This window comes from Duganella sp. GW821-FHT07F09 (assembly GCF_059418705.1).
This window is the reverse complement of the sequence record NZ_JBWKQJ010000018.1, coordinates 19,933-46,918: the sequence shown is the minus strand read 5'-3', so window position 1 is coordinate 46,918 and position 26,986 is coordinate 19,933. Positions and strand designations below refer to the sequence as shown.

The 26,986-nt window shown below is 65.1% G+C and carries 25 protein-coding genes; 6 read left to right on the top strand and 19 right to left on the bottom strand.

Annotated features, from left to right (window positions below; all coding sequences use genetic code 11):
* Nucleotides 1-1,035: an RluA family pseudouridine synthase gene (locus tag AC07P1_RS31185; protein ID WP_494699482.1), complete on the bottom strand. Its 1,035-nt coding sequence runs from the start codon at nucleotides 1,033-1,035 to the stop codon at nucleotides 1-3.
* Between the two features lie 89 nt (nucleotides 1,036-1,124).
* Here AC07P1_RS31185 and AC07P1_RS31180 point away from each other — a divergent pair, with 89 nt between their 5' ends.
* The gene (locus tag AC07P1_RS31180; RefSeq protein ID WP_315221803.1) at nucleotides 1,125-1,925 is read left to right on the top strand and encodes an outer membrane protein assembly factor BamD; all 801 of its coding nucleotides are present in this window, start codon (nucleotides 1,125-1,127) and stop codon (nucleotides 1,923-1,925) included.
* Between the two features lie 165 nt (nucleotides 1,926-2,090).
* Here AC07P1_RS31180 and yaaA read toward each other — a convergent pair whose 3' ends face one another.
* Nucleotides 2,091-2,861: a peroxide stress protein YaaA gene (yaaA, locus tag AC07P1_RS31175; protein WP_494699481.1), complete on the bottom strand. Its 771-nt coding sequence runs from the start codon at nucleotides 2,859-2,861 to the stop codon at nucleotides 2,091-2,093.
* 56 nt (nucleotides 2,862-2,917) lie between these two features.
* Here yaaA and AC07P1_RS31170 point away from each other — a divergent pair, with 56 nt between their 5' ends.
* From AC07P1_RS31170 to AC07P1_RS31160, 3 genes are all read left to right on the top strand, one after another.
* Entirely contained in the window at nucleotides 2,918-3,367 is a 450-nt protein-coding gene (locus tag AC07P1_RS31170; RefSeq protein WP_494699513.1) for a putative toxin-antitoxin system toxin component, PIN family, read from the top strand.
* A gap of 68 nt (nucleotides 3,368-3,435) precedes the next feature.
* Nucleotides 3,436-4,638 carry a pyridoxal phosphate-dependent aminotransferase gene (locus AC07P1_RS31165; protein ID WP_494699480.1) on the top strand — a complete coding sequence of 401 codons (1,203 nt, stop codon included), beginning with the start codon at nucleotides 3,436-3,438 and terminating at the stop codon, nucleotides 4,636-4,638.
* Nucleotides 4,639-4,654: 16 nt separating this feature from the next.
* On the top strand, nucleotides 4,655-5,638 hold the full coding sequence (locus AC07P1_RS31160) for an HD-GYP domain-containing protein (RefSeq protein WP_494699479.1): 984 nt from the start codon (nucleotides 4,655-4,657) through the stop codon (nucleotides 5,636-5,638).
* 60 nt (nucleotides 5,639-5,698) lie between these two features.
* Here the strand turns inward: AC07P1_RS31160 and AC07P1_RS31155 are convergent, their stop codons facing one another.
* The 17 genes from AC07P1_RS31155 to AC07P1_RS31075 form a co-directional block, all read right to left on the bottom strand.
* Nucleotides 5,699-8,482 (bottom strand): beta strand repeat-containing protein, encoded by a 2,784-nt coding sequence (locus AC07P1_RS31155; protein ID WP_494699478.1) that lies wholly within the window; start codon nucleotides 8,480-8,482, stop codon nucleotides 5,699-5,701.
* A gap of 126 nt (nucleotides 8,483-8,608) precedes the next feature.
* A complete protein-coding gene (locus AC07P1_RS31150; protein ID WP_494699477.1) occupies nucleotides 8,609-11,377 on the bottom strand; it encodes a PEP-CTERM sorting domain-containing protein in 2,769 nt (922 codons plus the stop codon).
* Between the two features lie 97 nt (nucleotides 11,378-11,474).
* Nucleotides 11,475-12,599 carry a tetratricopeptide repeat protein gene (locus tag AC07P1_RS31145; protein WP_494699476.1) on the bottom strand — a complete coding sequence of 375 codons (1,125 nt, stop codon included), beginning with the start codon at nucleotides 12,597-12,599 and terminating at the stop codon, nucleotides 11,475-11,477.
* On the bottom strand, nucleotides 12,596-13,498 hold the full coding sequence (locus AC07P1_RS31140) for an ExeA family protein (protein WP_494699475.1): 903 nt from the start codon (nucleotides 13,496-13,498) through the stop codon (nucleotides 12,596-12,598). Before AC07P1_RS31140 ends, AC07P1_RS31145 begins: the two co-directional genes overlap by 4 nt.
* Before the next feature lie 2 nt (nucleotides 13,499-13,500).
* On the bottom strand, nucleotides 13,501-15,291 hold the full coding sequence (gene mshL, locus AC07P1_RS31135; RefSeq protein ID WP_494699474.1) for a pilus (MSHA type) biogenesis protein MshL: 1,791 nt from the start codon (nucleotides 15,289-15,291) through the stop codon (nucleotides 13,501-13,503).
* Nucleotides 15,292-15,301: 10 nt separating this feature from the next.
* Nucleotides 15,302-15,679, bottom strand: coding sequence for an MSHA biogenesis protein MshK (locus AC07P1_RS31130; protein ID WP_494699473.1), 378 nt, complete (start codon nucleotides 15,677-15,679; stop codon nucleotides 15,302-15,304).
* Nucleotides 15,676-16,428, bottom strand: a complete 753-nt coding sequence (locus AC07P1_RS31125) for a hypothetical protein (protein ID WP_494699472.1) — start codon at nucleotides 16,426-16,428, stop codon at nucleotides 15,676-15,678. Before AC07P1_RS31125 ends, AC07P1_RS31130 begins: the two co-directional genes overlap by 4 nt.
* Nucleotides 16,425-17,111, bottom strand: a complete 687-nt coding sequence (locus tag AC07P1_RS31120; RefSeq protein WP_494699471.1) for an MSHA biogenesis protein MshI — start codon at nucleotides 17,109-17,111, stop codon at nucleotides 16,425-16,427. The genes AC07P1_RS31125 and AC07P1_RS31120 overlap by 4 nt, the downstream gene beginning before the upstream one ends.
* On the bottom strand, nucleotides 17,108-18,013 hold the full coding sequence (gene pilM, locus AC07P1_RS31115) for a type IV pilus biogenesis protein PilM (protein WP_494699470.1): 906 nt from the start codon (nucleotides 18,011-18,013) through the stop codon (nucleotides 17,108-17,110). Before pilM ends, AC07P1_RS31120 begins: the two co-directional genes overlap by 4 nt.
* Before the next feature lie 175 nt (nucleotides 18,014-18,188).
* The gene (locus AC07P1_RS31110) at nucleotides 18,189-18,659 is read right to left on the bottom strand and encodes a pilus assembly PilX family protein (RefSeq protein WP_494699469.1); all 471 of its coding nucleotides are present in this window, start codon (nucleotides 18,657-18,659) and stop codon (nucleotides 18,189-18,191) included.
* Nucleotides 18,656-19,621: a prepilin-type N-terminal cleavage/methylation domain-containing protein gene (locus tag AC07P1_RS31105; protein WP_494699468.1), complete on the bottom strand. Its 966-nt coding sequence runs from the start codon at nucleotides 19,619-19,621 to the stop codon at nucleotides 18,656-18,658. The genes AC07P1_RS31110 and AC07P1_RS31105 overlap by 4 nt, the downstream gene beginning before the upstream one ends.
* Before the next feature lie 5 nt (nucleotides 19,622-19,626).
* Nucleotides 19,627-20,256 (bottom strand): type IV pilus modification PilV family protein, encoded by a 630-nt coding sequence (locus tag AC07P1_RS31100; RefSeq protein ID WP_494699467.1) that lies wholly within the window; start codon nucleotides 20,254-20,256, stop codon nucleotides 19,627-19,629.
* Nucleotides 20,246-20,710 (bottom strand): MSHA biogenesis protein MshC, encoded by a 465-nt coding sequence (locus AC07P1_RS31095; protein ID WP_494699466.1) that lies wholly within the window; start codon nucleotides 20,708-20,710, stop codon nucleotides 20,246-20,248. Before AC07P1_RS31095 ends, AC07P1_RS31100 begins: the two co-directional genes overlap by 11 nt.
* A 124-nt stretch (nucleotides 20,711-20,834) precedes the next feature.
* Nucleotides 20,835-21,365 (bottom strand): type II secretion system protein, encoded by a 531-nt coding sequence (locus AC07P1_RS31090; RefSeq protein WP_494699465.1) that lies wholly within the window; start codon nucleotides 21,363-21,365, stop codon nucleotides 20,835-20,837.
* A 52-nt stretch (nucleotides 21,366-21,417) separates the two neighbouring features.
* The gene (locus tag AC07P1_RS31085) at nucleotides 21,418-21,915 is read right to left on the bottom strand and encodes a type II secretion system protein (RefSeq protein ID WP_494699464.1); all 498 of its coding nucleotides are present in this window, start codon (nucleotides 21,913-21,915) and stop codon (nucleotides 21,418-21,420) included.
* A 41-nt stretch (nucleotides 21,916-21,956) separates the two neighbouring features.
* Complete coding sequence (locus AC07P1_RS31080; protein WP_494699463.1) at nucleotides 21,957-23,186, bottom strand: type II secretion system F family protein; 1,230 nt, start codon at nucleotides 23,184-23,186, stop codon at nucleotides 21,957-21,959.
* Between the two features lies 1 nt (nucleotide 23,187).
* Nucleotides 23,188-24,894: a GspE/PulE family protein gene (locus tag AC07P1_RS31075; RefSeq protein WP_494699462.1), complete on the bottom strand. Its 1,707-nt coding sequence runs from the start codon at nucleotides 24,892-24,894 to the stop codon at nucleotides 23,188-23,190.
* Between the two features lie 378 nt (nucleotides 24,895-25,272).
* On the opposite strand from AC07P1_RS31075, the gene AC07P1_RS31070 reads away from it, so the two are divergent.
* Both AC07P1_RS31070 and AC07P1_RS31065 read left to right on the top strand, forming a co-directional pair.
* The gene (locus AC07P1_RS31070) at nucleotides 25,273-25,989 is read left to right on the top strand and encodes an ABC transporter ATP-binding protein (protein ID WP_494699461.1); all 717 of its coding nucleotides are present in this window, start codon (nucleotides 25,273-25,275) and stop codon (nucleotides 25,987-25,989) included.
* A gap of 5 nt (nucleotides 25,990-25,994) precedes the next feature.
* On the top strand, nucleotides 25,995-26,933 hold the full coding sequence (locus AC07P1_RS31065) for an ExeA family protein (protein ID WP_494699460.1): 939 nt from the start codon (nucleotides 25,995-25,997) through the stop codon (nucleotides 26,931-26,933).
* The last annotated feature ends 53 nt before the right edge of the window (nucleotides 26,934-26,986 follow it).

Here is a 26,986-nt window from a genome sequence, read left to right as displayed (position 1 = left end):
TCAAACTTGTTCCGGTTCCTCGATGCCGGCCTTGGCGATCAGCTCGGCAAAATCATCGGCAAGCGGCACCAGCCACTCGCACTGCTCGCCCGTGGCCGGGTGAACCAGTCCCAGGCGGCGGGCCTGCAAGGCCTGACGCGGGAAGACACTGGCCAGATGCTGCTTGCCATACATCACATCGCCAACCAGCGAAAAGCCGATCGACATCATGTGCACGCGAATCTGGTGCGTGCGGCCCGTCTCCAGGCGGCACTGCATCAAGCTGACGGGGCGACGGTCCAGATCGCCGCTGGCCAGCAACTCGTAGTGCGTGATGGCCGGCTTGGCGGAAAAGTTGTTCGAGACCGCCATCTTGATGCGGTCTTTCGGATGGCGCCCCATCGATGCGTCAATAGTACCGCTAACGCGCGGCGTGCCCCACACCAAAGCGAAATACTCGCGCTTGACGGTGCGCGCGGCCAGCTGGCGCACCAGATCGGTCTGCGCCGGCAGCGTCTTGCCGACCACCATCAGGCCGCTGGTGTCCTTGTCGAGCCGGTGGACGATGCCGGCGCGCGGCACGCCCGACAGCTGCGGGCAGTGGTGCAGCAGGCCGTTGAGCAGGGTGCCGGACCAGTTGCCGGCGCCCGGATGGACCACCAGCCCGGCCGGTTTATTGATGACGATCAGGTGCTCATCTTCATAAACGATGTTAAGTTCCATCGCTTCCGGCTTAAAAGCCTCGTCTTCCGGCGCCGGTTGGGGCAGAATGACGATCTTCTCATCGCCGTAGACCGTGTCCTTGGTGCTTTTGGCCACTTTGCCGTCGACCGTGACGAAGCCGTCGTCGATCCACATTTGCAGGCGGCCGCGCGAAAACTGCGGCACCAGCTTGGAAATGACTTTGTCCAGGCGCTGGCCGCACGCTTCCGGGGTCAGTTCCAGTTCGATCGGAGCCAGGCCGTCATCGTCGTCGCCGTAGTCGCCATCCTGGACTTCGAGCTCTGCGGGCAGGTCGGCGTCGGATTCGTCGTGGGTGGAGGAGGATTCGGCCAAATTCGGCTTTGGAGTTAATATCACGGCATTCCCATCGGCTATAATCAGCCTATTGTAAAACTTTGGTTAAACAGCTTCTTGCAAAACATATGCAAAAAAAATTATCGGTAGTCGCAGCAACGTTGGTTCTGCTTAGTTTGTCCGCTTGCGGCATTTTCTCGGAGAAAGCCGACGAGACGAAAGGTTGGACAGCTTCGAAATTATACTCGGAGGCGACTGAAGAACTCGAAGGTGCCCACTACGAGCGCGCGATTCAGCTGTACGAGCGCCTGGAATCGAGCTATCCGTTCGGTACCTACGCCCAGCAGGCGCAGATGCAGATCGCCTACGCCTACTACAAGGCGCAGGACCAGGCGCAGGCGCTGGCGGCGGTGGAGCGCTTCATCAAGCTGCACCCGAACCACAACAACGTCGACTACATGTACTACCTGCGCGGGCTGATCAACTTCAACGACCAGATCGGCTTCCTGAACTTCATCTACGCCCAGGACACGACCGAGCGCGACCCGAAGGCCACGCGCGAAGCCTATGCGGCGTTCAAGCAGCTCGTGGATAAGTTCCCGAACAGCAAGTATACCCCGGACGCGCTGGACCGGATGCGCTATCTGACCAATGCGATGGCGTCGTACGAGGTGCACGTGGCGCGCTACTACTACCGTCGCGGCGCCTACCTGGCCGCGGCCAACCGCGCCATGGGCATCATGAGCGACTACCGCGACTCGCCGGCCATCGAAGAGGCGCTGTTCATCATGATCCGCAGCTACGACAAGCTGGGCATGACGGAATTGCGCGACGACACGATGCGCGTGTTCAAGCTGAACTACCCGACCAGCAAGTTCCTCGACGAAGGCAAAAAAGCCGAACGTCACTGGTGGAAACTCTGGAACTAAAAGCGAATTTCTTCCGATACACGTAGGGCGGATTAGGCGGAACGCCGTAATTGGCCATGGATGAGCCGCAAGCGGCGCGTACATGGCCGATTACGCTACGCTAATCCGCCCTACGTGTTTTAGATTTGCCCACGTTTGGCGTTCGCCGCATGCATTTACGTAGTTTTACGCGGCGACCTTGCGGCGGAAAATCCAGGTGCCGTCGGTCGAATCCTTCTTGTCGAACGCATAACCGTCGACATCGAATTTCTTCAGCTTCTGCGGATCGGTGATGCCCTTGACGGCGGCGTAGCGCGCCATCAGTCCCCGCGCCCGTTTGGCGTAAAAGGAAATGATTTTATACTTGCCGTTTTTCCAGTCCTCGAACTGCGGCGTGATCACCGGCATGTCGAGCAGCTTGGGCTTGACCGACTTGAAATATTCCTCGGACGCCAGGTTGACCAGGGTCTCGGCGCCCTGCTCCCCGGCCGTCTTGTTGAGCGCCTTGGTGATGGTGTCGCCCCAGAAGTCGTACAGGTTCTTGCCGCGCGGGTTGCTCAGGCGCGTGCCCATCTCGAGCCGGTGCGGATGGATCAGGTCGAGCGGACGCAGCATGCCGTACAGCCCGGACAGGATGCGGATGCGCGATTGCGCGTAGTCCAGTTGTTTGGGCGTGAGGGTGCGCGCCTCGAGTCCGCCGTAGACGTCGCCGTTGAAGGCCATGACGGCCTGGCGGCCCTCGGCGGTGTCGTGGGTCCACGATGCGTAACGGGCAACGTTGAGCGCCGACAGGTTGTCGGACAGATCCATCAGCTCGCCGATCTGCACCGGCGAAAATTCGCGCAGACGGGCTATCAGTTGCGCCGAGTGGTCGAGGAAAGCGGGTTGGGAGTGCAGCTTGGTGGTCGGGGGCGTCTCCAGGTCGAGACTTTTGGCGGGCGAAAGCACTATCAGCATAAGATTTCAACGAAGTCCAAAAAATTTCAAATAAGCACATGAATACGACTACCGACATGATACCTGTTCCAACGAATTCCGCACCGGCGCGCATCGTCATCGACACCAATGTCTGCCTCGACCTGTTCGTGTTCCACGATCCGCGCTGGGCCGGGCTGCTGGCCGCGCTTGAAAGCGGCGCCGTCGAGGCCGTCACCCGCGCCGATTGCCGCGACGAATACAACATCGTGCTGCACTATTCGCACCTGCCGCTCGACGAGGCCAGCCGCCCGCTGGCGGCGGCGCGCTTCGACGCGCTGATCAAGGTGGTCGCGCCGGCCGAGTCCGGCATTCGCCTGCCCGTCTGCACCGACAAGGACGATCAAAAGTTCCTGGAGGTGGCGCGCGACGCCGGCGCCGAGGTGCTCATCACCAAGGACAAGGCGCTGCTCAAACTGGCGCGCCGGCTGGCCAAGGCCGGCATGTTCAAGGTCGTGGTGCCGGAGGCGTGGCGGCTCGAACGATAGATTTTTTACGCAACACCAAAGCGCGCCCGCTGAGCTAGAATAGGCCATCCGTTCACTCTACAGCCGCCATGAATAGCCGCAACGATCTCCATAACGATCCGCATCATGATCTGCCTTCGACGCCGTTGCTGACCAGCCGCCTGCCGGCCGTCGGCACCACCGTTTTCACGCGCATGTCGACCCTGGCCGCGCAGTCCGGCGCCGTCAACCTGGGCCAGGGCTTCCCCGATTTTTCGTGCGAGCGCAGCCTGCTGCAAGCCGTCAACGACGCCATGCTGGCCGACTTCAACCAGTATCCGATGATGAGCGGTGCGCCGGTGTTGCGCAACGCCATCGTCGCCAAGATAGCGGCCCTGTACGGCCACGAGTACGACACCAACACCGACATCACCGTCACCGCCGGCGCCACGCAGGCGCTGACCACGGCCATCCTGTGCTGCGTGCATCCGGGCGACGAGGTGATCGTCATCGAGCCGGTGTACGACAGCTACGTGCCGGCCATCAACCTTGCCGGCGGCGTAGCCGTCGGTGTGCAGATGGAAATGGGCGCGGCCGGCTACACGGTGCCGTGGGCCAAGGTGGCCGCCGCCGTCAGCGGCAAGACGAGGCTGATCGTCATCAACACCCCGCACAACCCGACCGGCAGCGTGCTGCGCGGCGCCGACATGCACGCGCTGGCCGACATCGTGCGCGGCACCAACATCCTGATCCTGTCGGACGAAGTGTACGAACACATGGTCTACGACGGCCAGCGCCACGAATCCGTGTGCCGCCACCCCGAGCTGGCCGCGCGCGCCTTCGTCGTCTCCAGCTTCGGCAAGACCTACCACGTCACCGGCTGGAAGCTGGGCTACGTGGCGGCGCCGCCGGGGCTGACGGCCGAATTCCGCAAGGTGCACCAGTACAACGTTTTCAGCGTCAACACGCCGATGCAGCATGGCGTGGCCAGCTATATGACCGATCCGGCGCCGTACCTGACGCTGCCCGCGTTCTACCAGCGCAAGCGCGACCTGTTCCGCGACGGCCTGGCCGGTACCCGCTTCGAATTGCTGCCGGCCGACGGCACCTATTTCCAGTGCGTGCGCTACGACAAAATCTCGACCCAGACCGAGGCGGAATTCGCCGAATGGCTGACCACCGAGATCAAGGTCGCGGCGATACCGGTTTCGGCGTTCTACCAGCAAGGCAAGGAGTCCGGCATCGTGCGCTTCTGCTTCGCCAAAAAAGATGAGACCCTGGCGCTCGCGTTGGAGCGGCTGGGCAAAGTATAAATCGGGGACAACCATCATGGCCGATACCAAACACCTGGACCCGCCGGGCATCGCCACCCTGGCGCAGACGCCGGCGCCGCCGTCGGTGCTGCACCAGCTCAACGTGTCGAACCGGCGGCTGGAACGGCTGCTGCAAAACCTGCGCAACGAACACGATGCGGAAAGCGAGCTGCGCGACATCGCCCGCGAGGTGGTGCGCGCGGTCGATCTCAATCCAGACATCGCGCTCGCCTGCATCTTTCTGTGCCAGATCGCCGGCAGCTACGCGGTGCGCCACTGCATCGAGACGGCGGTGGTCATCGTCGTCATGTCGCGCAGCCTCGGCAAGACCGACGCCGACACCCAGACCGTCACCGCCGCCGCGCTGACGATGAACGTCGGCATGCTGCGCCACCACGAGAGTTTCCAGAACAAGCACAGCCTGAGCACGGAAGAGATGGCCATCGTGCGCCGCCACCCGGAGGACAGCGTCGACCTGCTCAAGTGCGCCGGCATCGAGGACGAGGAATGGATTTCGTGCGTGCTGCTGCACCACGAAAACGATGAGGGCAGCGGCTACCCGGCCGGCATCGCCAGTCCGCAGGTGACGTTCAACGCCAAGCTGCTCAGTCTGGCCGACCGCTACTGCGCGCAGGTGTCCGCGCGCAACTACCGGCGTTCGGTGCTGCCCGACCAGGCGCTGCGCAATCTGATGGACGACAAGGGTTCGCCGGTCGATCCGGCGCTGGCGCAGCACTTCCAGCGCGAACTGGGCGACTTCCCGCCCGGCTGCCTGGTGCGCCTGGCCACCGGCGAGATCGGCGTCGTCAGCCACCGGCTGGCCGGCGGCGACGAGTTGCACGTGCACTGCCTGCGCGACGCGGCCGGCGCGGCGCTGCCGCCGGCCGAGCAACGCCGCGCCGCCGGCGACCGCCACGCCATCGCCGAGGCGCTCAGCGAGGACCAGGCCGCGATCCGCTTCAGCATGAAGCAGATCTGGGGTCCGCAGGCCAGCCTGTAAGGGCCGGTCTGAATTGCTGAACTGTAGCGCTGAACTTCAGCGCTACACCGATGCGCTAAATTACGCGCGCGCGGCGGCCGACTTGCGGCGGCGCGCCACGATCACCAGCCCGCTCAGGCCGATCATCATCATCATCCACGTCGACTCTTCCGGCACGGCCGAGACGCCGGCGCCACCCGTCGGGTTGCCGACGCCGATCAGGCCGCCAACACCGCCACCCAGCACGTAGTTAAACGCGTAGCCATACGCCGCGCCAGCCAGCGACGAGCGCACCACGATGTCCTGCGCGCCGGCGCCGAACAAGCCCAGATCAAGCACCTTGCCGGTGAAGAACAGGTTGGCGTCGCTCAGCGACGTGAACGACTGGCTGAACAGCAAGTTGCCATGGCTGCTGATCGACAGATCGAGCGAGTCGAAACCGGTGCCGCCCGCGCCCAGGAAGGCGATCAGCAAATGCTGGTCGACCGCCGACACGAACTGGAACTCGCTGATGTTGGTGCCGACCGGCGCGGACGGCTGCTCGGGATCGATGCCGCCCGAGGCACCGTGCATGCCGGTGCCATACAGGTCGGTCAGCGCGGCGGCGGCGGTCGCGCTCAGACCGAGGGCAGCCGCGCCGCCGGCCGGGGCCGCGCCGGCATAAGCGTACAGCTGGTTGTCGCCGGCCGTGCCATTGCCAGTCTTCAATGCGAAGCTGGCGGCGTCGAAGCGGTTCGAGGCCGTCGCCGCACCCTGTGCGAAGTTGCCGGCGGTGGTGGCGACGAAGCCAACCCGGGTGCCCTTGGCGCCGATGGCGTTCGCGGTGGCGACCGCTTCCATCTGCTCGCCGCTGGCGCGGGCGCTGGCGTTGCTCACGCCGCCCAGCAACGACGTGTCCGCCGTGGCGCGTGCCGAGGACAGGCGCTGGCTGAGGACGTAGTTGTTACCGCTGAGGGCCCGGGCCGCGACGGTGACGGTGCCGCTGCCGGAGGCGCCATACGCGTTCGCGGTGGCCTTGCCATAGCCGTTCTGGCTGCCGACTGCCGGCGCAAACGTGCTGCTCGCGAGCGCGTTCAAGGTGACCGAATGGGCGCCGCTGGTGACGCCGCGGGCGATGGCCTCGGAGCTGCCGCTTTCGGTGTAGATGTACTCGAACACGCCGCCCTGGGCCTGCGCGGTGCCGGTGATGTCGCCGCCGGTATTGATCAGCAGGTTGGCTTGCGCGTTCTGGCTGCCGCCGCTGCCGGACGCGTAGGCGCCGGCCGTCACGGCGGCGCGGCCGCCGGTCGTGCCCGCGTTGACAACCGTGCTCGCCCTGGCGTTGCCCTCGTGGCCGCGCGGCGACGAAGGATCGCCCAGGCCGGCGATCGCCCGGGACTCGACATTGACCGCGCGCGCGCCGGTGGTGGTCACGTTTACGTTGCTGTTGGCGTTGCCGCCCCGGGCGTAGCTGCCGCCGCTGGCGCCGGCGCCGACCAGTTCGATCGTGGCGGTGGCGTCGCCGTCCTGATACTCCCAGCTGTGGCGCAAGCCGCCCGCCTGGCCGCCCACCGCGCGCGCGGTGCCCGTCGCCAGGCCGCCGGCGTTGATCGTCAACAGGCTGGTGGCGCTGGCGGCCGTCAGCCCGCCGTATTGGCCGCCCTGGGCCTCGGCCGTTCCCGAGACCGCCGCCTTGCCGGTCAGGCTGGCGATGGCGGTGGCGCTGCCGGCGTCGCCGGCCACGCCGCCAAAGCTACCGCCGGTTGTATCGCCGCCGATGGCCGTCACGCTGCCGTCGACATTGGTGCCCGCGCGGGTCGACGTCAGATACAGTTCGGCCCGGCCGTTGCCGGCGGCCGGACTCGCGACGCCGGTGAACCCGCCGGCGTTGCCGCCCCTGGCGCTGACGGTGCCCTTCAGCGCGCTGGCCTGGCTGTCGCTGAGCCGCAGCACCGATCCGGCGTTGCCGCCGACGTTGTTGGTTGGCGGGACCGGCAGGTCCGGCGGACCGCCGCCGCCGGTGTTCGCCTCGCCGCCGTTGCCGCCTATCGCGTGCTGCAACAAGGACAGCGCGCCACGGGTCGCGCCCGCGACCATGTTTTCCAGATAAACGGCCGCCCCGGCGCCGGCCGGTCCGTAGAAGTTGTTGGCGCCGCCGCCATTGCCGCCGGTCGCCTGCGCCAGCACCGACACATTGCCCGTGACAGAGGCAGCCGACGCGCGGGCCGTGGCTTTGCCGCCGTCGCCGCCGCGGCCGCCGAATGCCACATTCGTGGCGCCGCCATTGCCGCCGGTCGCGTAGGCCTTGGCCGATACCGCGCCGGCCGCCGAAACGGCGTTGGCGACGCTGGAGGCGTTGCCGCCGGCGCCGCCGTTGCTCAGGGTCGGATCCATGCCGAAGGAGAACTGGTCGCCCTCCCCGACGAGGCCGCCGTTGCCGCCGAAGACGTTGGCCTCGGCGGTGGCGCCGCCGGTCAACGATGCCGCGTTGACGCGGCCGGTCGCCGCCGCCCCCGCCCCGCCGTTGCCGCCGATACCGCTGGGCCCATACTGGCAATAGCCGAAATCGCGGCAATCCGGGCTGTCCGGATCGAGCACCGCGCCCGGCAGGCCGTTGCCACCGTTGCCGCCGTTACCGCCGGTCAAAGTCAAGCGGTTAAAGGCGCCGGCCGTCAGCGACGTGTCGGTCAGGTCGGGCGCGGCGCCACCCTTGCCGCCGTTGGGCGACGTCGTGGTGCCGGGCGTGCCGGCCACGCCGTTGGCGCCGGTGACCGTGCGGTCGAGCGCATACGCCTGGCTGACCACCAGCGACAACAGCAACGGCGCGATGCCGGCGATGTAGCGCGACGGTTTGCCCGGGGATGTCCGTGACTTCGATGTATTCATTAAGCTGACCCCAAATAGTGTTTTAAGAAATACGAGCGGACGTGGCCGACGTCGTATAGGCATTGTTAAGAATGCCATCTTATCTTATTTTAATTGTAAAATTTGTAACGTGCCGACTTTATCTTGTTACAGGCGCCGGCGGCCATGCGCGGACGGCGCGGCGCGGCGGCGGGCGACCAGCACCAGCGTGCCCAGGCCGAGCGCCAGCATCAGCCAGCTCGACGGTTCCGGCACCGGCGACACGCCGACGCCGGAACCGACCACGTAGTTGAAAGCGAACGTGCCCGGCTGGAAGTACGAGTAGGTCGACGACACCCGCACGTCCTGCGCGCCGGCGCCGAACAAGCCGAGGTCGAGCACGTGGTCGTTGAAGAACAGCATGGCGTCGTCGGCCGAGGTGAACAGCCGCGAGAACAGGCCGACGCCGTTGTTGGTGATCGACAGCTCCAGCGTGTCGAAGCCGTCGGCGAACGAGGCCGACACGAAACCGAGCAGCAGGTGCTGGCCGGCGACGCCGTCGAAGCCGAACTGGCCGCTGGCCGTCAGCAGCGCCGGCGCAGGCATCCACCAGTCCGTCACCAGCGCGGCCGTGTCGGAGCTGAACGCCAGCATGCCGACCCCGGCCACCGAAGTCATGGCCGCCGTCACCACCGGCCCGAGTCCGGCGATGTCGCCGGCCGCGTCCGGGCCGGCGCTGACGTTCGACACCACCACCTGCCCGGCGCCGCCGTGGCCGGCCAGCCGGAACCCGGCCGCGTCGTAATAGTTGGCGCCGGACGCGTTGCTCGTCACGCTGAACTGGGTGCTGGCCGGCCAGTCGCCGACCAACGGACCGGCCGCGCCGCTGACCCGCACCGCGCCGCCGGCGCCGACGCCGACGGCCGTCGCCAGCGCCTGGGCGTCGCCACCCCAGGCGCTGGCGTGGGCGCTGCCGCGGCCGCCGCGCACGAGGTTGACCGCCGTGGCCGACGCGCCCGCCGCGCCGTAGCCGTTCCATTGATAGACGCGGGTGCCGCCGCTGGCGCGCGCCTCGGCCGAGACGTTGACCGCGCCGCCGCCGGACTGGCCGAAGGCGGTGGCGCTGGCGGCGCCGCTGATGACGGGGACGTTCTCGATGAAGCCGGTCTGTCCAGCGCGCGCGATGGCGCCGATCGACACCGCATGGTTGCCGGTGGTGACGCCGCGCGCGCTGCTGGTGACGCCCCCGGCCGACGGCGGCGAACCGTACCAGCCCGACAGCGCGTCGCCCGAGCGCGCCTGGCTGACGCCGTCGATGTCGCCCGAGGCGGTGACGTCGAGCGTGGCGGTGGCCGGCGTGCTGTTGGTCGAATCGTAGCTCGACGCGTCGACCCGCGCCCTGACGCTGGCACTGCCGGCCGCCGACGGGCCGATCCCGGATACCACCACCACGCCGGCGTCGCTGTAGCCGCGCGCACTGGCGCTCACATCGACGCCCAAGGCGCCGCTGGTGCGCGCGGTCAGGCGGCTCGTCGCGCTGGTGCCCTCGGCCGTGGCGGCGCCCTGCGCACCGGCGCCGACCAGCACGACAACGGCGTCGGCCTGGCCGATTCGCGGCTGGTAATAATTAGAATCCGCGCCCGTCTGGCCACCGGCGGCGACGGCGCTGCCGCGCGCCATGCCCTGCGCCGAGATCGTCAACGCGGCATGCGCGTCGCCGCCGTTGCCGCCGAAGGTGGACGGACCGCCGTTGCCGCCGTAGGCCGCCACGCTGCCGCGCACGTCGGCCAGTCCGGTCAGCACGGCGACCGCGTCGGCCATGCCGCCCTCGCCGCCGCCGACGTAGACGCTGCCGGTGCCGCCGAACGCCTCGACCGTGCCGTCGACGATGGCGCCGGCGGCGGTCGATGTCAGGTCCAGCAAGGCCGAGCCGGCGCCACCGGCATAGCTGAAGTTCAGCGCCAGGCTGGCGTCGCCGCCGACCGCCGACACCTGCGCGTTCACGCTGGCGGCCGTGGCGTCGCTCAAGGTCAGCGCCGAGCGGGCGTTGGCGCTGCGCACGCCATCAGGTGGCACCGGGTTATACGGATCGGCCACGCCACTGGCGCCGGCGCGGCCGGCGACGGCGCGCTGAACCAGAGTCAGCTCACCGCCCGTGTTCCCCGCTACGGCGTCGATCTGTTCCACGTCTGCCGCGAGACCGCCGCCGCTACCGAGGAAAGCCGTCGGCTGCCCCCCGTCGCCGCCACGGGCTTCGGCCCGGACGCGCACTTTGCCCGTGTCCGATCGCCCGTAGGCGGTGGCGCTGGCGCCGCCGCCGGCGCCCGACACGCCCTGCGGGCCGGCGAAGCTGCCACCGGCGCCGCCAACGGCGAGTGCCGTGACGTCGACCGAGGCGGCGCCGCCCACGCTCGCCGAGGCCGAACTGCTGGCGCCACCACCGTTGCCACCGACGCCGGAAGCGCCGTAGATCGGGTTGAACGGTCCGAAGATCTCGCCGTTGTCGAGCATTTCGGCCAGCCCGCCGGGCGCGCCGCCAATCCCGCCCCGGCCGCCATAGACCAGCGCCGCCACCACCGTGTCGAGCGCCGCCGGGGTGCTGGTGGCGATGGCGCCGCTGGCCGATCCGCCGAACCCGCCGGCGCCGCCGTTGCCGGCGAAGATAGTCTCGGAACGCGCGGCGCCGGCGCCGCCGTCGCCACCGGCGCCGCCGTACAGTGTCAACGTCAGCGCCGCCTGTGCTTGTCCGAGCGCGGCCGACAACGGGCCGCCGGCGCCGCCGCTACCGCCATGCTGCCCGGGCGCCGCGCCGATCAGGCCGGACGCGCCATCAACGCCGGTGTAGACGATATCGGCCGCGTAGGCCTGGCTGACGGCGAGCGCCAGCAACAGCGGGACCAGGTTTTTCTTCAGGTGCGATACCAGCGTATTGGTCATGGGGAGGTATCCGATAATTGATTGCAGGGAATTGCAATTATATTATCATGATTAGCATCTTTACAATGCTCTAAAAACTCCCGGTAAGCGACGGCAATTAGCGCGCCAGCTGTTCCAGCTTGCGGTCGATGAACGCCAGCAATTCCGGCGTCATGCCCGTCGCCGCGCGAGCCCGCGTATAGGCTTCGCGCGCCTCCGGCAGGTGCTGGTCGGCCTGCAGCGAAATGGCCAGTCCCATCCACCAGACGCCGTTGCCCGGCGCCAGTTGCAGCGCGTCGCGGTAGTAGCGGGCCGCCTCCTCGTGGCGCTGCTCGCGTTGCAGCACGCCAGCCAGGAAGGCCAGGTAGTCGGCGCTGTTGCCGGCGTATGGCAGGGTCGCCATCAGTGTATCCAGCGCCGGCCCGCCGCGTTCCAGTTGCAGCCGCGCCAGCACCATCGCCAGCCCCGGCTGGCGCGGATCGATGCCCAGGGACAGGCGCAACTGACGGATCGCCTCGTCGGTCCGCTTATTTTCCAGCAATAGGCTGACGTAGGTTTGGCGCGCCGCCTCGTTGCGCGGATCGATCTCCAGCGCGCGCTCGAGATCGGCCATCGCCACGCTCAGGCGGCCTTCTTGCAAGGCCACCAGCGCGCGCCGGTAGGCGCCGTCGGATTCGAGCTTGGGCGTCAGCTCGCGCCGGCTGACGCCTTCCGTTTGGGCCGGCTTGCGCTCCGGACGGTGCGCCTCGTTGTCGGCGACCGGGCGGCGGGGCCTGGACGCGATAGCGTCGTCGGCGGCCGCCACCGTGGCGGCCGCGCGAACAGGTACGGACTTGGCCGGACGGCCCTCGGGTTGCATCGGCTGAACAGGTTTCGTTATCGGTTCCGCGAGCGACTCGGTGACCGGGTGTGCGGTCGGCGCGGGCGTCGCCGCCGGTTCCGGCGCCGCCGGCTTGGCCGTCTCGACCACGGGCGCCGGGGCTACGGCGCCTGCGGGGCGCTGGTTGACCACCACCTTCGGCACCGGCGCCGGCGGCGCGCGATGGCTCTGCCAGTACTGCCAACCGTACCAGCCGCCGGCGGCCAACACGGCGGCCGCCGCCACGCCCGCGCCGGCCAGCAGCATCGGCCGGCGGTCGCGTTCCGGCGCCGGCACCGCCTTCAACTCCTGGGGATGGACCGCGCCGTCGCCGGCGCCGCCGCGCTTGTCCAGATCCTGCAGCATTTTATTAATCAGGCTCATTTGGTCAGCGCCCACGTCAAGCCGCACGCCGCGACCAGCACGCTGACGCCGGCGGCCAGCCACGGCCAGCGCACGCCGGCGCGCGCGCCGACCACGCCGTGGGTGTCGTGCGCCGCCAGGTTGACGTGGCGGCGCGTGACCTGCTGCCGGCCCTCGCCAAAGCACAGCATCAGCGACTTGTTGGCCATGATGTTGACCAGCCGCGGAATGCCGCCGCTGGCGCGGAACAGCTTGCCGATCGCGCCACGGCTGAACAGGCGCCCGCCCGTGTAGCCGGCCACGCGCAAACGGTGGGCCAGATAATATTCGATGTCGTCCCGGCTCAGCGGCCCGAGGTGGTAATGGAAGGTGATCCGCTGCGCCAGCTGGCGGATCGAATTGGCTTGCAAATGCTGGTTCAGCTCCGGCTGGCCGAACAGCACGATTTGCAGCAACTTGCGCTTTTCCGTCTCCAGATTGCTCAGCAGCCGCAACGCCTCCAGGCTCTCCACCGGGATCGCCTGCGCCTCGTCGAGCAACAGCATCACCTGCTTGCCGGCGTGCGCCAGCTCGATCAGGCGGTAGGTGATCGACTTGAGCATCTGGTGCTGGTCGACATCGCGCGCCAGCGTCACCTCCAGCTCGTCGGCCAGGGCCAGCATCAGGGTGCGCGGCTCCAGGTAGGGATTGGGAATATAGGCGGTGACGAATTCCGGCCCCACCGTGGCGATGAACTTACGGCACAGCAGCGTCTTGCCGGTGCCGACCTCGCCGGTGATCTTGATGAAGCCCTCGCCGCTCTTGGCGGCCACCAGCAAGGTGTTGAGCGCCTCCTGCGAGTGCGGGCTGGTGAAGAAATAGCTGGTGTCCGGCGTGATGCTGAACGGCGCCTCGCGCAGGCCGAAGTGTTTGCTATACATGATCAGTTGCGCTCCATGGCGCGGCGCGGATCGAGCTCCTTGATGCGGCGTCCGCTTTCGAGCAAGTCCTGGTTCCAGTCGGAGCTCGATTCGACGATGGTCGGCTTGATCAGCACCACCAGCTCGCGCTTCTGGATCACCTCGCCGCTGGCGCGGAACAGCGCGCCGACCACGGGAATGTCGCTCGCGCCCGGCACGCCGGAACGGTCCGAGGTCGTCGCCTGGCGCATCAGGCCGCCGATGGCGACCACCTGGCCGTTCTGGCCGCGCACCATGCTGTCCATCTCGGAGGTCGACGACGCCGCCAACGGCAGACTGAAGTTACCCAGGGTGCCCAGATTGACGCCCTTGTTGACGGTGGAGACCTGGCTGACCGACGGGTGCACGTGCAAGATGATGTTGCCGTGGTCGTCGATCTGCGGCGTCACGTCCAGCACCACGCCGGAGAAGAACGGCTGCAGGGTCAACGTCGGCGTGGTGATGCCGCTGCCGTTGCCGTTGGTCGTCGTGGTGGTGCTGATGCCGGTGACGAAGAACTCGTCGGTGCCGATCTTGAGCAGCGCCTTCTGGTTGTTCAAGGTCGCGATGCGCGGGCTCGACAGGACGTGCACGGTGCCCTGCCCTTCGAGGAAGGAAATCAGCGCCGCGAAATTGCTGGTTTGGAACGCCAGTCCGAACAAGGACCCGACCGCGTCCGACACCGCGCCGATCGACGACCCCGGCACGGCCACCGCGCCGGCGGCGCCGTTGCTCGACAGCGAGCCCGACGCGCTCACGCCCAGCGGCGTCAACGACGTGCCCGGCTGCACCAGCCCGGCCGAGATGCGGCTATTGGTGCTGAGCTTGCCGAAAGCGGCCCAGTTGATGCCGCTCTGGAAGTTGCTGTTCAACTCCACCTCGAGGATCTTCGCCTCCAGGATCACCTGGCGGTCGACCGACAACTGGGTCGCGCGCAGATACTGGTCGACATTGCGCAGCTCGTCGGGCATGGCGCGGATCACGATCACGCCCGACTGCGGGCTGATGGTCACGCTGCGGCCGTCCTTGCCGGTTTCGATGATCGCCTCCAGCGCCGTCTTGAGCTCCAGCCAGAAGTCGCTGCCGGACGTGGTTTGCACGTTGGCCGCGTCGCGCTGGCTCTGGTTGCCGCCGGAATTGTTGCCGTTGTTACCGTTGTTGCCCGAATTGTCGTTGTTATTGTTGTTCGAGTTATTGTTATTGCCGGAATTGTTCTGCGAGCCGCTGTTGCTGGTGCCGGCGTTGGCCACCGACGTCGACGACACGCGCAGGCTCGACACGCCCTTGCGGATCGCCGTCAGATAATTGACCTTGAACATCTTGGTCTGCATCGTCAGCGGACGGATGTAGATGCGCGTGCCTTCGATCTTGTAGTCGTAGCCGTACAGCTCGCGCACCGCGTCGAGCGCCTCGACCAGCGTCACATCCTTCAGGTTGGCGGTGATGGTGCCGGTCACCTCCGGATTGATCAGCATGTTGTAGCGCGTGCCGGCCACGATGGAGTTGAAGAACTGCTGCACCGGCACGTTGTTGAACGACACGTTGAAGCGCTCCTCCAGCACCGCGCGCGCCTTCGGCAACTGCTCGGCCAGCTGCGACGCGGGTGGCAGCAAGGCGCTCGCCACGGCGTCGGCCTGCGCGGCGGCCGGCGGCTTGGCCTTCAGCGCCGTATCGACCTCGGCGTTGATCTTGTTGTAGGTATCGCGCTTGGGCGGCGTCGAGCAGCCGTTCAGCAGCAGCGTCGTCAGGATGGCGATGGTCAGTATTTTTTGCATATGCATTCGTTTAACGTTGATGAACGGGCGTTTTGCCGCCCGTTCCGGTATCGGTGAACAAGGTCAGCACCTGTTTCTCCCGTCCGTGTTGCAACACCACTTGGTTCTTGCCGATTTTCACCAGCACGGCGCCATTGATCTTGTCGCCTTTGCGCAGGGTCTGGCCGTCGATCACCGCCACCTCGCGTCCGCGCGTGCCGATCAGGATCGATTGCAAGCGCGGGCCGGCGCCGACCACCGGCGCATCGGCGGCGCCCGGCGCCAGCAGGCGCGATTCCGGCGGCGGCTGGGTCGGATCGACCAGGGTCTGAGCCCGCAACGGCGGCGCGGCCAGCATCAGCGCCGACAGCGCGCCGGCCAACCAGACGCGTCGTACTGCGGCGCTCATAGCTTCATCCATTTCTGATCCAGGCTCAGCGTGTACAAGGTCAAGGTCAGGCGCGAGTTCGGATACTGCTGCGCGTCGAGGCTGGCCTTGCCCCAGAACAGTTGCACCGGCAACGCCTCCAGCGCGGCCATGTAGCTGACCATGTCCAGATAACTGCCCTGCAAGACGAGTTCCACGCCGTGTCGATACAGCAGCTCACGCGGCTTGTGCACTACCGCCGGCTGCTGGCCCGGCTGATTGACCGGCGCCGGCTGGGCCGCCGATACGGCCGGCGTGACGCCCGCCGCCGGCGCGGCAGCGGCGAAGGTCTCGCTCATGCCCGTCACCGGTAAGGTCTTCATCGCCATCAAGCGCAATTTGCCATGGCCGCGGAGCAGGTTTTCCAGCAACGGAGCGATCTTCTCCGGCGCCACCAATCCTTTTTGCACCGCCAGCAAGCCCGCGCTGATGCGGTCGATCTCGGCACGGGCCGCCAGCAACCTGGCGCGCTCCCCGGCGTCCGGATCGAGGTTGAAGCCTTGCGCCTTGGCCGTGATCTCCGCGTCGATGCCGGCGATCTGGTTCTGCTGCTGTTTGATCTGCGCCAGCAGCAGCTTTTGCTTCGCCAGCATCGGCTCGACCGCCATTGTGTAAATCAGGAACAGGATCGCCGCCGTCACCGCCACGAACACCATCGCCCGCTCGCGTAGGGTCATCGCGTCCAGCTTGGTGCTCAGCTTGAGCCATTGCTGTTGAAGTTGCTGCTTCATTGTTCGGCCTTCACAGCGGTCGACTGCAAACTGAACTGCACGAACGGCGCGGCGGCCTGCGCCGGCGCGGCTGCCGCGACCGTGGTCGCTGGCGCCTCACCGGTTGGCGGCGCGACGGCCGGCATCACCTGCGCGTCCGGGCGCGAAATATCGAGGCTGGCGAAAGTCTTGCCATGCATGGCGCGCTCCGACTTCAAACGCGCGATGTAAGCCGGAATCAGGGTCGGCTGCATGGCGCGGCCTTGCACGCCGATATCCTTGCCAGCGCCGACGATGGACACGCCCGTCAGCCACAGGCCGTTGACGTTCTGCCGCGAAAACGCGCGGAAATATTCGGCGTAGCCGGCCGAATTGCCCAGCGTCCCGTCGCGCAGCACCGACTCCACCTGGTGCAGGGCGGCCAATTCCGCCTCCGCCTGCGCCACGTCCGCCGCCATGGTGGGGCTTTTCTGGCGCGGCGCGAACTGTTTGTTGGCCTCCACCAAGCGGCGCTCACGGTCGGCCAGCAGGATCTTGCCAGACTCGGCGGAGCGCTCCAGGTCGGCCACGCGCTGGCCGGCGTACCACGTCAGCAGCAGCGCACCGGCGACGATGACGCCCAGCGCCTCGGCCATCGGCAAGGCCGTGAACACCTTCTTTTGCTTGAGGAAGATGGGGTTGAAGAGATTGATCTGCTGGCTCACAGCACCACCTCCTCGTGCCGCAGGGCGGCGCCCAGGGTCAGGAAGAAACGCTGCTGCTGCTCGACGTCCAGCAGCGCCGGCGCCTTGCTCAGATCGAACACATCCTCCAGCCCCATCGCCTCCACCGGCATGTACAGGTTGGCCGCCAAATACTCGTGCAAGCCCTGCGCGCCGGTCGGCGCCAGCAGCAGCTTGATCACGTTGACGTAGTTGAACTGGCGGTCGAAGTGATCGAGCGAGCGCTGCAGCTCCAGGGTGATCTTGTCGAAGCAGGTCTGCTGCTTGTCGGTGTCCGGTTCCAGCAACTGCGGCAAGGTCACGTCGATCCGGCGCGACAGGTACAGCTCACCCTTGAAGGTGATCGTCAGCAGGCCGCCGTCGCCGTCGAACGACAGCATCGCCAGGCCCCTGCCCTCGGTTTCCAGCAGCGCCGAGATGTTCCGCTGCGCCATTTCCGGGATATCGATCACGTTCAGTTCGATCTCCGCCTCGGCGAACAAGCCCTGGCGCGCCTGGATCAGCGCGTTGCGCGCGGCAATGGCGAACATCGAATGGGCGCGCGACGGCGCGTTCGGGTCGACCGGGATATCGAGCACATCGATGGTGGCATCGTCGACGTGGAAGTCGAGCATATCCTTCAAGCGCCAGCGCACCGCCGTTTTCAATTCGTCCTGCGGGACATTGGGCGCGTCGACGGTCAGCATCTGGTATTCGCCACCGCTCAGCATGGTGCCGAACACGAAATTGGCGGCCTTCAAATCCTTGCTCACTTTTTCCAGCGATTCGGCCGACAGGCTGGCGTTGGACGGATAGAACGACGACAGCTCGACCACCGCCTTGGCGTCGCGCACGCGCTGCACGCGGCCAGCGCAGATGCCGTCGCGGTGGAACGAGACAGTCAACCAGCCATCCTTTTTTTTGCTTCTTTTGAAAAATCCCATACCAGCGACCTAAATGGTTACCAGCACACGAGGTTTACGCGCTAGTTGATTGATTATATTCAAGTTACACCGTTTATTTGCTACAAATTAATAGTAATGCCATAAAAATACACACATTGTCACGTGGCTTGTTTCTTTATAGCTGCGCCTCAATGACCCGCTGCACGTAATCGGGGCCTGGCGTGAGGTTGGGGCAGCCGGTGGCACCAGGTTGATTACACGCTGTCGCGGTAAATCTGATGCCCCCTGCTGTAAGGTCGGAGGCGGGCACATAACCATATCCGGCCTCTGGTCCGGTGCAGGTAACCGTTACAGTGAAGGCGGACAAGGTCGGGGCCGTCAGGCCGAAGGTATAGCTGTTTCCTGGGCAACCCAACGCGTTCCCGGCCATCGCGCCGGCCGGCCTCTGGCTGAAGAACAACGCCCACTCGATGCCTGCCCTCGCCGCCTGATAAGCGCGCGCGCCTTGCTCATCCTGCGTGGCGCCGGCTTGCTGCGAGGTCGTCAGCGACACCACGGCCACTGCCAAGCCCGACAACACCACCAGCAGGAAGATGGCCGTCACCAGAGCGACGCCACCCGCGTTGCGTATCGTCCTTGGCTTCATGGCGTATTGTCCACGTGGATTTGATGGGTCAGCGTAACCGTTTCGATCGCCCTGCCGCCATCGAGCGCGGAGCGTCCGAGCGATAGGTTCAGGCCAATCAGCGCACTCTGCTGGCTACCTGCGGTGCCGATGGTGAAGTCACAATCGACGACGTTGTTGGCCAGCAAAACCCCAGCGGACGCTGCGGGAAATGTCGGAGCGACAGAGAAATCGACCACGGAGCGCGTCAACGTGCCCTTGCCGTCGGCCGAACCCTGGCAGCGAAAAATCACCGGCCTCGTCACCACCTGGAAACGCTGGTCGGGCGACGTATTCGGCAACCGATTGTCGGCGGCGGGCGCTTTCGTCCACTGGGCAAAAGGATTGGTGGTGTTTCCCCGCGCCGCGCCGACCGCATAACTTTCATAGGTGATCGTCCGCGCGAACGCGTTGGTGCCTGTGATCAACGCCAGATTGCTGCGGTCGTAAGCGTCGGCGTCTGTAAAACCGGGGCCCAGATTGTAGATGACCATGAAGTTATCCAGGCTGGTGCTCCCGGTGGGCGATATCGTGACGGTCGGCATCGAGCCGATCACGTTGAACGGCTGCGCGGTTGGCGCCGTGAAGCTCAAAGCCGTACCTTTCGCCGGATCGGGGTTGTCGTCCACCGCCAGATACTTGCCGCCGCTTGTCGTAGGAATAAACTCCAGCCACCACACATTGCCCGGGCTGCCCGTGAGGCGCACGCTATTGGGCAGCGCCCTGCGCAGTTCACGCGACATGCGGCGCAGGGCCAGGTCGGCTGCGTCGCTCAACTCGGCGCGCGCGGCGGAATCGGTGTAGTTTTGCACCGGTCGGCGGATGAACAGTACCATGGTGCCGGCCAGGATGCCGGTGACGACCATGACCACCACCGCCTCCACCAGAGTGAAGCCTCGGTGGCGGGCCGCCACTAGCCGTATATGTCGAAGGCGAGTCTTCATAACACCTAAATATTCGGCGCGTACCGCGTGCGGTATCCGTCCAGTTGGATAAAGTCGTTGTCGCCGGGACCATATCTGGTGATGATGGTGATTCGCAGCGCCAGCAGGTCGGCGGGCGCGGATACGATCGCACGCCCGGGTGGCCCCAGCGCGTTTGCGGCATCGAGCACGTTGAGCGTTACGGTTGTGGTAATTCCACTCAGCGAACCGTTGCCCATCGTTTTAAAGTTACGGTCCTGCCCCAATGCGCGGCCATTCACATCCACGTCCACACCATTGACGGCAAAGGTGGGCTGCTGCGTATTCAACGCCGTCGCGTACTCGGCGACATTGGTATAAGGGCGTACCGCCCCCGTAGCTCTTGTTCCGACTGCGGCCGGGATGGCGCAGGCAGCGCGCGATGTCGCAGTTCCAACGGCGGGATCGTCGGAGCTACAAAAGGTAAAGGGCGCCAATTGCACCTCTTCCATAAACGCTTCGGCGATCAGCATCGCCTGCTTGCGGCGCAGCGGGTCGGCGCTGGACTTGGTGCCAATGTTCAGAACGCCGATAATGCCGGCGGCGGCAACGCCCATGATCACCATGAACAGCACAAGTTCGATGATGGTGAGGCCACGCTGGCGTTTAATGGACATAGCCGGTCTCGGATTCCACGGTGAACCGGTAAACGCTGGCACCGCTGGTGAAAGTCAGCGCCAATGGTGCACCGAAGCTCGGACGGCCCATACGGTCGAAGGAAAACGTGTACCCGGGCGCGACACCGGTTACGGCCACGCTGGCAGGCGTGCCCTCGCACATCCAGGTGGCAACGTAGTTGTTGCCAAGCGTGCATGCAGCGCGGGTTGCGGAACTGCCGGTGTTCGAGCCGCCCGGCGCGAAAGCCAAGTCGGCCGCAGTGTTGCAATTGGCGGTATTGAAACAGACAGCAAACCTAGCCGGGGACGCCTGAACGAAAACCGCCCGGTTCTGGGCAATGGCGAGCTTTTGAGCAGAGCGGATCACGGACTTAATTTGGTCGGAATAAGCGCGGCCGGCGAACGAATCGCCATCGAAAAACCGCGAAGCGCCTATGGCCCCCAGGATGCCCATGACGACTATCACAGTCACCAGCTCAACTATCGTGAAGCCAGCTTCGATTGGGCGTCCAGGAGCGCCAGTAAGGCGCCGCTGATCGTGATGGCGAGTCAAAGCGACACCGGCCCGAGCACTCTACTTACTGACAGTCGCCGGAGGTAGGGGCGTTGGTGAGGGACGGTGCAATGTTAGCGCCACTAGACTCGGTGTACTTTACATAGCACTTCAACCCGGTTGCGGTTCCGGCTATCCCCTTGGGTTGTATTACAACTTCGCCCGTCCCCACCGCAGGGTTGTTGGGGCCACCGGCGGTGCCGGCAGGAAGAATCGCGTAGTCCGAATCGCTCAGACCAGCAGCGACGGCGATACCTGTTGCAGCTGGATACCCGTTAGCCATAACCACGTCAGCACCCTCCACCTTCATCTTGCCACCGACGACTAACGCCGGATTGACCAAGAACTGGCCATGAGCCAGCGCCGCTCCAGAAGACATCGCTCCACGCGCGGCCGAGACGGAGGCGGCACGGGCATCACCACCCAAGTTCGTGAACCGTGGCAACGCCGTTGCCGCCAGAATGCCGAGGATCACAATCACGACGATCAGTTCGATCAGCGTGAAGCCCGATTGGGCTGCTGGTTTACGGAATGCGCTCATCGCTGCCTTGTTCATTTTCACTTCTCCAAGTCGTCCATTAAGTTGAAGAAAGACAGCGCGGATTGCGTCAGTCTTTCACTTGCTCAAAGGCCACACCGAGGGGTTCTGGTGCGCCTGACGGCTTGGCGGGGCTATGGGGCAAGCGAAGTAATTTTACCTTGAATCTCAAACGTTTCGTTTGGGCATCTAAAAAAGATTTTCGGATATTTAACAAATAAATCACGGATTTATCAGTTCGATCAAAGCACCAATTGCCCTCGCCGATGTCCGCGTCTGTAGGGGAAAAGTACTCGCCGGCGTAATTAGGCGGCTTATCTTTCAACCAATCAAACGGATTTTGTTCGGCTAAAATCGTTAAATTAATCGTTCCGTCCGGCAATTTCCCACTTGCAACCTTAATTCCTAAGGCGGTCCGCACATTCGCCACTGTCATCTGCATCGCGGTCTCGGCGGCTTCGCGCTGATAATGCTGAATCCGGTGCAGCAAAACCGTGGTCAAGATGCCCACAACCACGACGACCAAGGCAAATTCCAGCAAACTGGCGCCCCGTTGTTTCTGCGTCACAAATGTTGTCAAAAAATTCAACAAACGCCCCGTTCTCGGCATCACTTATGCAAGGCGGCTTTGCCCAGATCCCAAATCGGCAGGAAGATGCCCAGCGCCAGCACCAAAACCATCATGCCGAGGAAGACAATCAGGATCGGTTCGATCTGAGCCGACAGCGTCTTGAGCTCGTAGTCGACCTCGCGTTCGTACATCTGCGCGATCTCGTCCATCAAATCGTCGATCGAACCGCTCTCCTCGCCCACCGCGATCATTTGCAGCACCACCGGCGTAAACACGCCGGCCGCCGCCGCCGTCCGCAAAATGCTGTCCCCGCGCTCGACGCCATCGCGCATCTGCTCGACACGGGCGCACAGGTAGGCGTTGTCCACCGTCTGCGACACCACCGTCAACCCTTGCACGATCGGCACGCCGCTGCGGTTGGCCAAGGCGAAGCTGCGGGCAAAGCGGGCCATCGTGGCCTTGAGAATGATCTTGCCGGCGACAGGAATCTTCAGTTTGAACTTATCCCATTGATACAAGCCCCGCTGCGTGCCGATCCAGGCGCGGAAGCCCCATATGCCGGCGACGGCCGCCACCGCCATCATCGGCCAGTAGCGCACGGTAAAGTTAGAGGTGCCGATCAAAATCCGCGTCATCAACGGCAGCTCGGCATGCAGCGACTTGAACACGCCGACAAAAGCCGGTATCACAAAAATGTTGACCACAACCATCGCCGCCACCATCGCCATCAACACGAAGCTCGGATAGCGGGTAGCCGTCTTGACGCGCTCGCGCATGTCGCGGTCGAACTCCAGGTGGTCGAACAGGCGCAGGAACACCTCCTCCAGCCGCCCGGTCATCTCGCCCACCCGCACCATCGACAGGTAAAACGGCGAAAACACATCCGGATGGCGGCGCATGGCGGCCGACAACTCGCGCCCCGAGTCGAGCGACTCGCGCAAATCCTTGATGACCTTGCCGAACGACTTGCTGACCGCCGATTCCTGCAAGCCCGCCAGCCCGCGCATGATCGGCACGCCGGACTTGAGCAGGGTATATAACTGGCGGCTGAACAATTGCACGTCCATCGACGTGACCTTCTTCTCAAGCAACCGCGCCAGCCAGCTCTCGCCATTGGCGGCGACGGCTTTTTGCGTGACGGTGATCTCGATCGGCGTCACGCCGGTATTGAACAGTTGATCGGCGATGGCGCCGCTGTCCGGTCCCTCCAGCACGCCTTGCATCAGTTCGCCGCGCGCGTTGCGGGCTTTATAGGCGAAGAACGGCACGTCAATCCTCGGTCTGGTTACTGATGCGCATCGCTTCCGACACCGTCGTGCGGCCCTGCACGACCAGCTGCACCGCGTGCCGGCGCAAGGTTTCGCCGGCCATCTGTGTCGCCGCCACCTTCAGGAAGTGGGCCGGATCGGGATCGTTGGCGGCGTCCACCACCGCCCGCGTCATCTCCAGCAGCTCGTAGACGCCGGTACGGCCGCGATAGCCCATGCCGTTGCAATGCGAGCAGCCCTTGCCGTGGAAATAGCGCGCCTTGTCCACCTTGTCGTTGAGTTCCATGCTCAGCCACTCGCGCTCGGTGGGCGTCGGCTCGTACGGCGTGGTGCAGCTTTCGCAGATCATGCGTACCAGCCGCTGGGCCAGCACCGCCTGCAAGGAACTGCCGACCATGTAACGCGGCACGCCCATGTCCATCAGCCGCAGCGGCGTGCTCATCGCGTCGTTGGTGTGCAAAGTCGACAACACCAAGTGACCGGTCATGGCGGCGCGCAGGCCGATTTGCGCGGTTTCCTGGTCGCGCATCTCGCCGACGAGCACGATGTCCGGGTCTTGCCGCAGCGCCGAGCGCAACACACGCGCGAAGTTCAGGTCGATCTTGTCGTTGACCTGCACCTGGTTGATGCCGGCCAGCCGATATTCGACCGGGTCCTCGACGGTGATCAGTTTCTTCTCGACGGAATTGAGTTCCGACAGCGCGCAGTACAAGGTGGTAGTCTTGCCGCTACCGGTCGGGCCGGTCACCAGCACCAGGCCGTTCGGACGCTGGATGATGGCGCGGAACTTTTCCACCAGCGCGCGCGGCATGCCGATGGCGTCGAGCCGCAGCTGGGCGCCGCCTTGGCTCAGCAGACGCATGACGACCGACTCGCCGTACTGGGTCGGCATGGTGGAGATACGCACGTCGATGCGCTGGTTGCGCACGCGCACGGCGAAGCGGCCATCCTGCGGCAGGCGCTTTTCCGAGATGTCCAGGTCGGACATCAGCTTCAGGCGCAGCGCCAGCGACGGGGCGATCTTGATATCGGTTTCGGTCTGCAGGTGCAGCACGCCGTCGATGCGGAAGCGGATCTGCAGCCGCCCTTCCTGCGGTTCGATGTGGATGTCGGAGGCGCGTACCTGGGCCGCGTCGTCGAACACCGACTGCAGCAGCTTGACGATGGGCGCCTCTTCCAGGTTGGGATTAGCAGCCGCCAGCGCGCCGAAGTCGACCGAGACGTCGCCGATATCCTGCTCCAGCTCGCGCGCCAGGTCCGAGATATCCTCGGTGCGGCGATAGATGCGGTCGATGACGGCCAGCACCTCGGTTTCGTTGACGACGGCCAGCTCGATGTTTTGTTTGACGATGCGGGCGATCTCGTCATAAGCGAACAGGTCGGTCGGGTCGGACATGCCGACCAGCAGCACGCCGCGCCGGTCCTCCAGCACCAGCGCGCGGAAGCGGCGCGCCTGCGTCTCCGGCAGCATGCGGACGATCTCGGGATTGACGTTGAAGAACTTCAGGTTCAGGTACGGGATGTTGAGCTGGCGCGCCAGCGCGCCGGCGATCTGCTCCTCGGTGACGTAGCCATTCTCGATGAACACGCGACCGAGCTTGCGCCCGCTGCGCTTTTGCTCGGCCAGCGCCAGCCCCAGTTGTTCTTCCGACAGCAGCTTTTGCTGTACGAGAATTTCCCCCAGCCTGACTTTCTCGGGCCTTGCCATGCTTGCTCCCTAATCTCAACGAATAAAACCAAAATGAGTGCTGTGGCGGCTCATGGCGGATTACGGCGTGCCGCCTAATCCGCCCTACGTGTCTCCGTGGCCCTCGAACGAACCGGGCACAACGGAGGCACGTAGGCAAAATCCGCCCCGGCCACCGTCGCATCAACAACCTCGGAGACACGTAGGGCGGATTAGCGCAGCGTAATCCGCCAAGCTCCGCCAACAGCCCCATCTAATGCCACACGACAACTTGCGGCCATTCTAGTGCAGATTACCCCACTTCCCCAATGCCAAGCTCGCCTATCTGCACAGGATGTCGCTTTCTTCGCACGAATGCGCTACAGTTGTGGTTCGTTTCCCGTGGCCACTATCCCTTTCATGACCGTACCCGCCCTGCGCTTGCAACACGTCGTTCAAGGCTACGGCCAAACCAGCGTGCTGCGGGGCGTGAATCTCGAACTGCATGCGGGTGAATGCTTCGGCCTGGTGGGCGTCAACGGCGCCGGCAAGACTAGCCTGATCAAATGCGTGCTCGATTTTTGCGCCCTCGACGGCGGCGCCATCGACATCTTCGGCCAACCGCACCACCGCCCGGCCAGCCGCCAGCCGCTCGGCTTTCTGCCGGAACGCTTCACGCCGCCGTACTACTTGACCGGCGCCGATTTCATCCGCTATCTGCTGACGCTGCAAGGCCTGCGCTACGACGCCTCCGAGGTCGGCGCGATGATGACGGCGCTCGACCTCGACCCGGACGCGCTCAAGCGCACCGTGCGCGGCTATTCCAAAGGCATGACGCAAAAGCTGGGACTGGCCGCCTGCCTGCTCGCGCGCAAACCCCTATATATACTGGACGAGCCGATGAGCGGCCTCGACCCGAAGGCCCGCGCGCTGTTGAAAGAACAACTGCGCAGCCTGCACCGCGCCGGCAGCACCCTGTTCCTGACCTCGCACGCGCTGGCCGACGTCGATGAGTTGTGCGACCGCATGGCCATCCTGCACGGCGGCCAAATCCGCTTTGCCGGCACGCCGGCCGAATGCCGCGAACAATATGGCGCGGCCAACCTGGAACAAGCGTTCCTGGCCTGCATCGCGTGAGCAGCATGTACCAATCCCACTTCCAGTTGCGCGAATCGCCGTTCGGCATCACGCCGAATCCGGCCTTTTTCTACTCCGGCAATACTCGCGGCGAGATCCTCGAAGCCTTGCTGTATGCGGTCTGCCATGGCGAAGGCATCATCAAGGTGACCGGCGAAGTCGGCGCCGGCAAGACCATGTTGTGCCGCATGCTCGAGAGCCAGCTGCCGCCGCATATCGAGGTCATCTATCTGGTCAACCCGAACCTGAACCCGGTCGAAGTCCAGTTCGCGATCGCCGCCGAACTCGGCCTGCCGACGCGCGGCTTCCGCGTCGACGAGGTGCAGCGCGGCCTGCACGCGCACCTGATCGAGCGCCACGGCCAGGGCCAACAGGTCGTGCTGCTGGTCGAGGAGGCGCAGGCGATGCCGCTCGAAACCTTGGAAGCGATCCGCCTGCTGACCAATCTGGAAACGGCGCGCAGCAAACTGCTGCAGATCGTACTGTTCGGCCAGCCGGAACTGGACGAACATCTGGAACTGTCGAGCATGCGCCAGCTGCGCGAGCGCATCACCCACAGCTTCCACGTGCCGGCCATGGAACCCGCCCTGGTGGCCGAGTTCCTGGACTTCCGCCTGCGCGCGGCCGGCCACGACGGCCCGGCCGTGTTCAGCGCGGCCGCCGCCAAAATGATCGGCGACAGCTCCGAGGGCATCGTCCGCCGCATCAACATCCTGGCCGACAAGGCGCTGCTGGCCGCGTTCGCCGACGACGCCGACGTCGTCGACAAGCGCCACGTGCGGGCGGCGATCAGCGAATCGCCGTTCGGCAGGGGCCGCGCGGGCACATTGTTAAATCGGCGCCCGGGTCGCTACTTTAATCGCACTGTTGCAATCGGGTGTTTGCTGGGGCTTTTAATTGGAGCAATATGCTTGAGCGTCCTTGCGGTGGCACCGAATTTGTAAGATCATGCTAGCTATATTGCATATGCACAACATCCTGCGTTCCCCCTGGGCCG

Bases quoted from the DNA above. Each gene is read 5' to 3' on its own strand.
- AC07P1_RS31125 (WP_494699472.1), bottom strand. From the start codon at position 16,428: ATGAAGCAGCAACTTCAACAGCAATGGCTCAAGCTGAGCACCAAGCTG.
- AC07P1_RS31105 (WP_494699468.1), bottom strand. From the start codon at position 19,621: ATGAAGACTCGCCTTCGACATATACGGCTAGTGGCGGCCCGCCACCGA.
- AC07P1_RS31095 (WP_494699466.1), bottom strand. From the start codon at position 20,710: ATGGGCATCCTGGGGGCCATAGGCGCTTCGCGGTTTTTCGATGGCGAT.
- AC07P1_RS31075 (WP_494699462.1), bottom strand. From the start codon at position 24,894: ATGGCAAGGCCCGAGAAAGTCAGGCTGGGGGAAATTCTCGTACAGCAA.
- AC07P1_RS31130 (WP_494699473.1), bottom strand. From the start codon at position 15,679: ATGAGCGCCGCAGTACGACGCGTCTGGTTGGCCGGCGCGCTGTCGGCG.
- yaaA (WP_494699481.1), bottom strand. From the start codon at position 2,861: ATGCTGATAGTGCTTTCGCCCGCCAAAAGTCTCGACCTGGAGACGCCC.
- AC07P1_RS31110 (WP_494699469.1), bottom strand. From the start codon at position 18,659: ATGAAGCCAAGGACGATACGCAACGCGGGTGGCGTCGCTCTGGTGACG.
- AC07P1_RS31065 (WP_494699460.1), top strand. From the start codon at position 25,995: ATGTACCAATCCCACTTCCAGTTGCGCGAATCGCCGTTCGGCATCACG.
- AC07P1_RS31155 (WP_494699478.1), bottom strand. From the start codon at position 8,482: ATGAATACATCGAAGTCACGGACATCCCCGGGCAAACCGTCGCGCTAC.
- AC07P1_RS31170 (WP_494699513.1), top strand. From the start codon at position 2,918: ATGATACCTGTTCCAACGAATTCCGCACCGGCGCGCATCGTCATCGAC.
- AC07P1_RS31140 (WP_494699475.1), bottom strand. From the start codon at position 13,498: ATGTATAGCAAACACTTCGGCCTGCGCGAGGCGCCGTTCAGCATCACG.
- AC07P1_RS31180 (WP_315221803.1), top strand. From the start codon at position 1,125: ATGCAAAAAAAATTATCGGTAGTCGCAGCAACGTTGGTTCTGCTTAGT.
- AC07P1_RS31100 (WP_494699467.1), bottom strand. From the start codon at position 20,256: ATGTCCATTAAACGCCAGCGTGGCCTCACCATCATCGAACTTGTGCTG.
- AC07P1_RS31145 (WP_494699476.1), bottom strand. From the start codon at position 12,599: ATGAGCCTGATTAATAAAATGCTGCAGGATCTGGACAAGCGCGGCGGC.
- AC07P1_RS31150 (WP_494699477.1), bottom strand. From the start codon at position 11,377: ATGACCAATACGCTGGTATCGCACCTGAAGAAAAACCTGGTCCCGCTG.
- mshL (WP_494699474.1), bottom strand. From the start codon at position 15,291: ATGCAAAAAATACTGACCATCGCCATCCTGACGACGCTGCTGCTGAAC.
- AC07P1_RS31160 (WP_494699479.1), top strand. From the start codon at position 4,655: ATGGCCGATACCAAACACCTGGACCCGCCGGGCATCGCCACCCTGGCG.
- AC07P1_RS31165 (WP_494699480.1), top strand. From the start codon at position 3,436: ATGAATAGCCGCAACGATCTCCATAACGATCCGCATCATGATCTGCCT.
- AC07P1_RS31090 (WP_494699465.1), bottom strand. From the start codon at position 21,365: ATGAACAAGGCAGCGATGAGCGCATTCCGTAAACCAGCAGCCCAATCG.
- AC07P1_RS31070 (WP_494699461.1), top strand. From the start codon at position 25,273: ATGACCGTACCCGCCCTGCGCTTGCAACACGTCGTTCAAGGCTACGGC.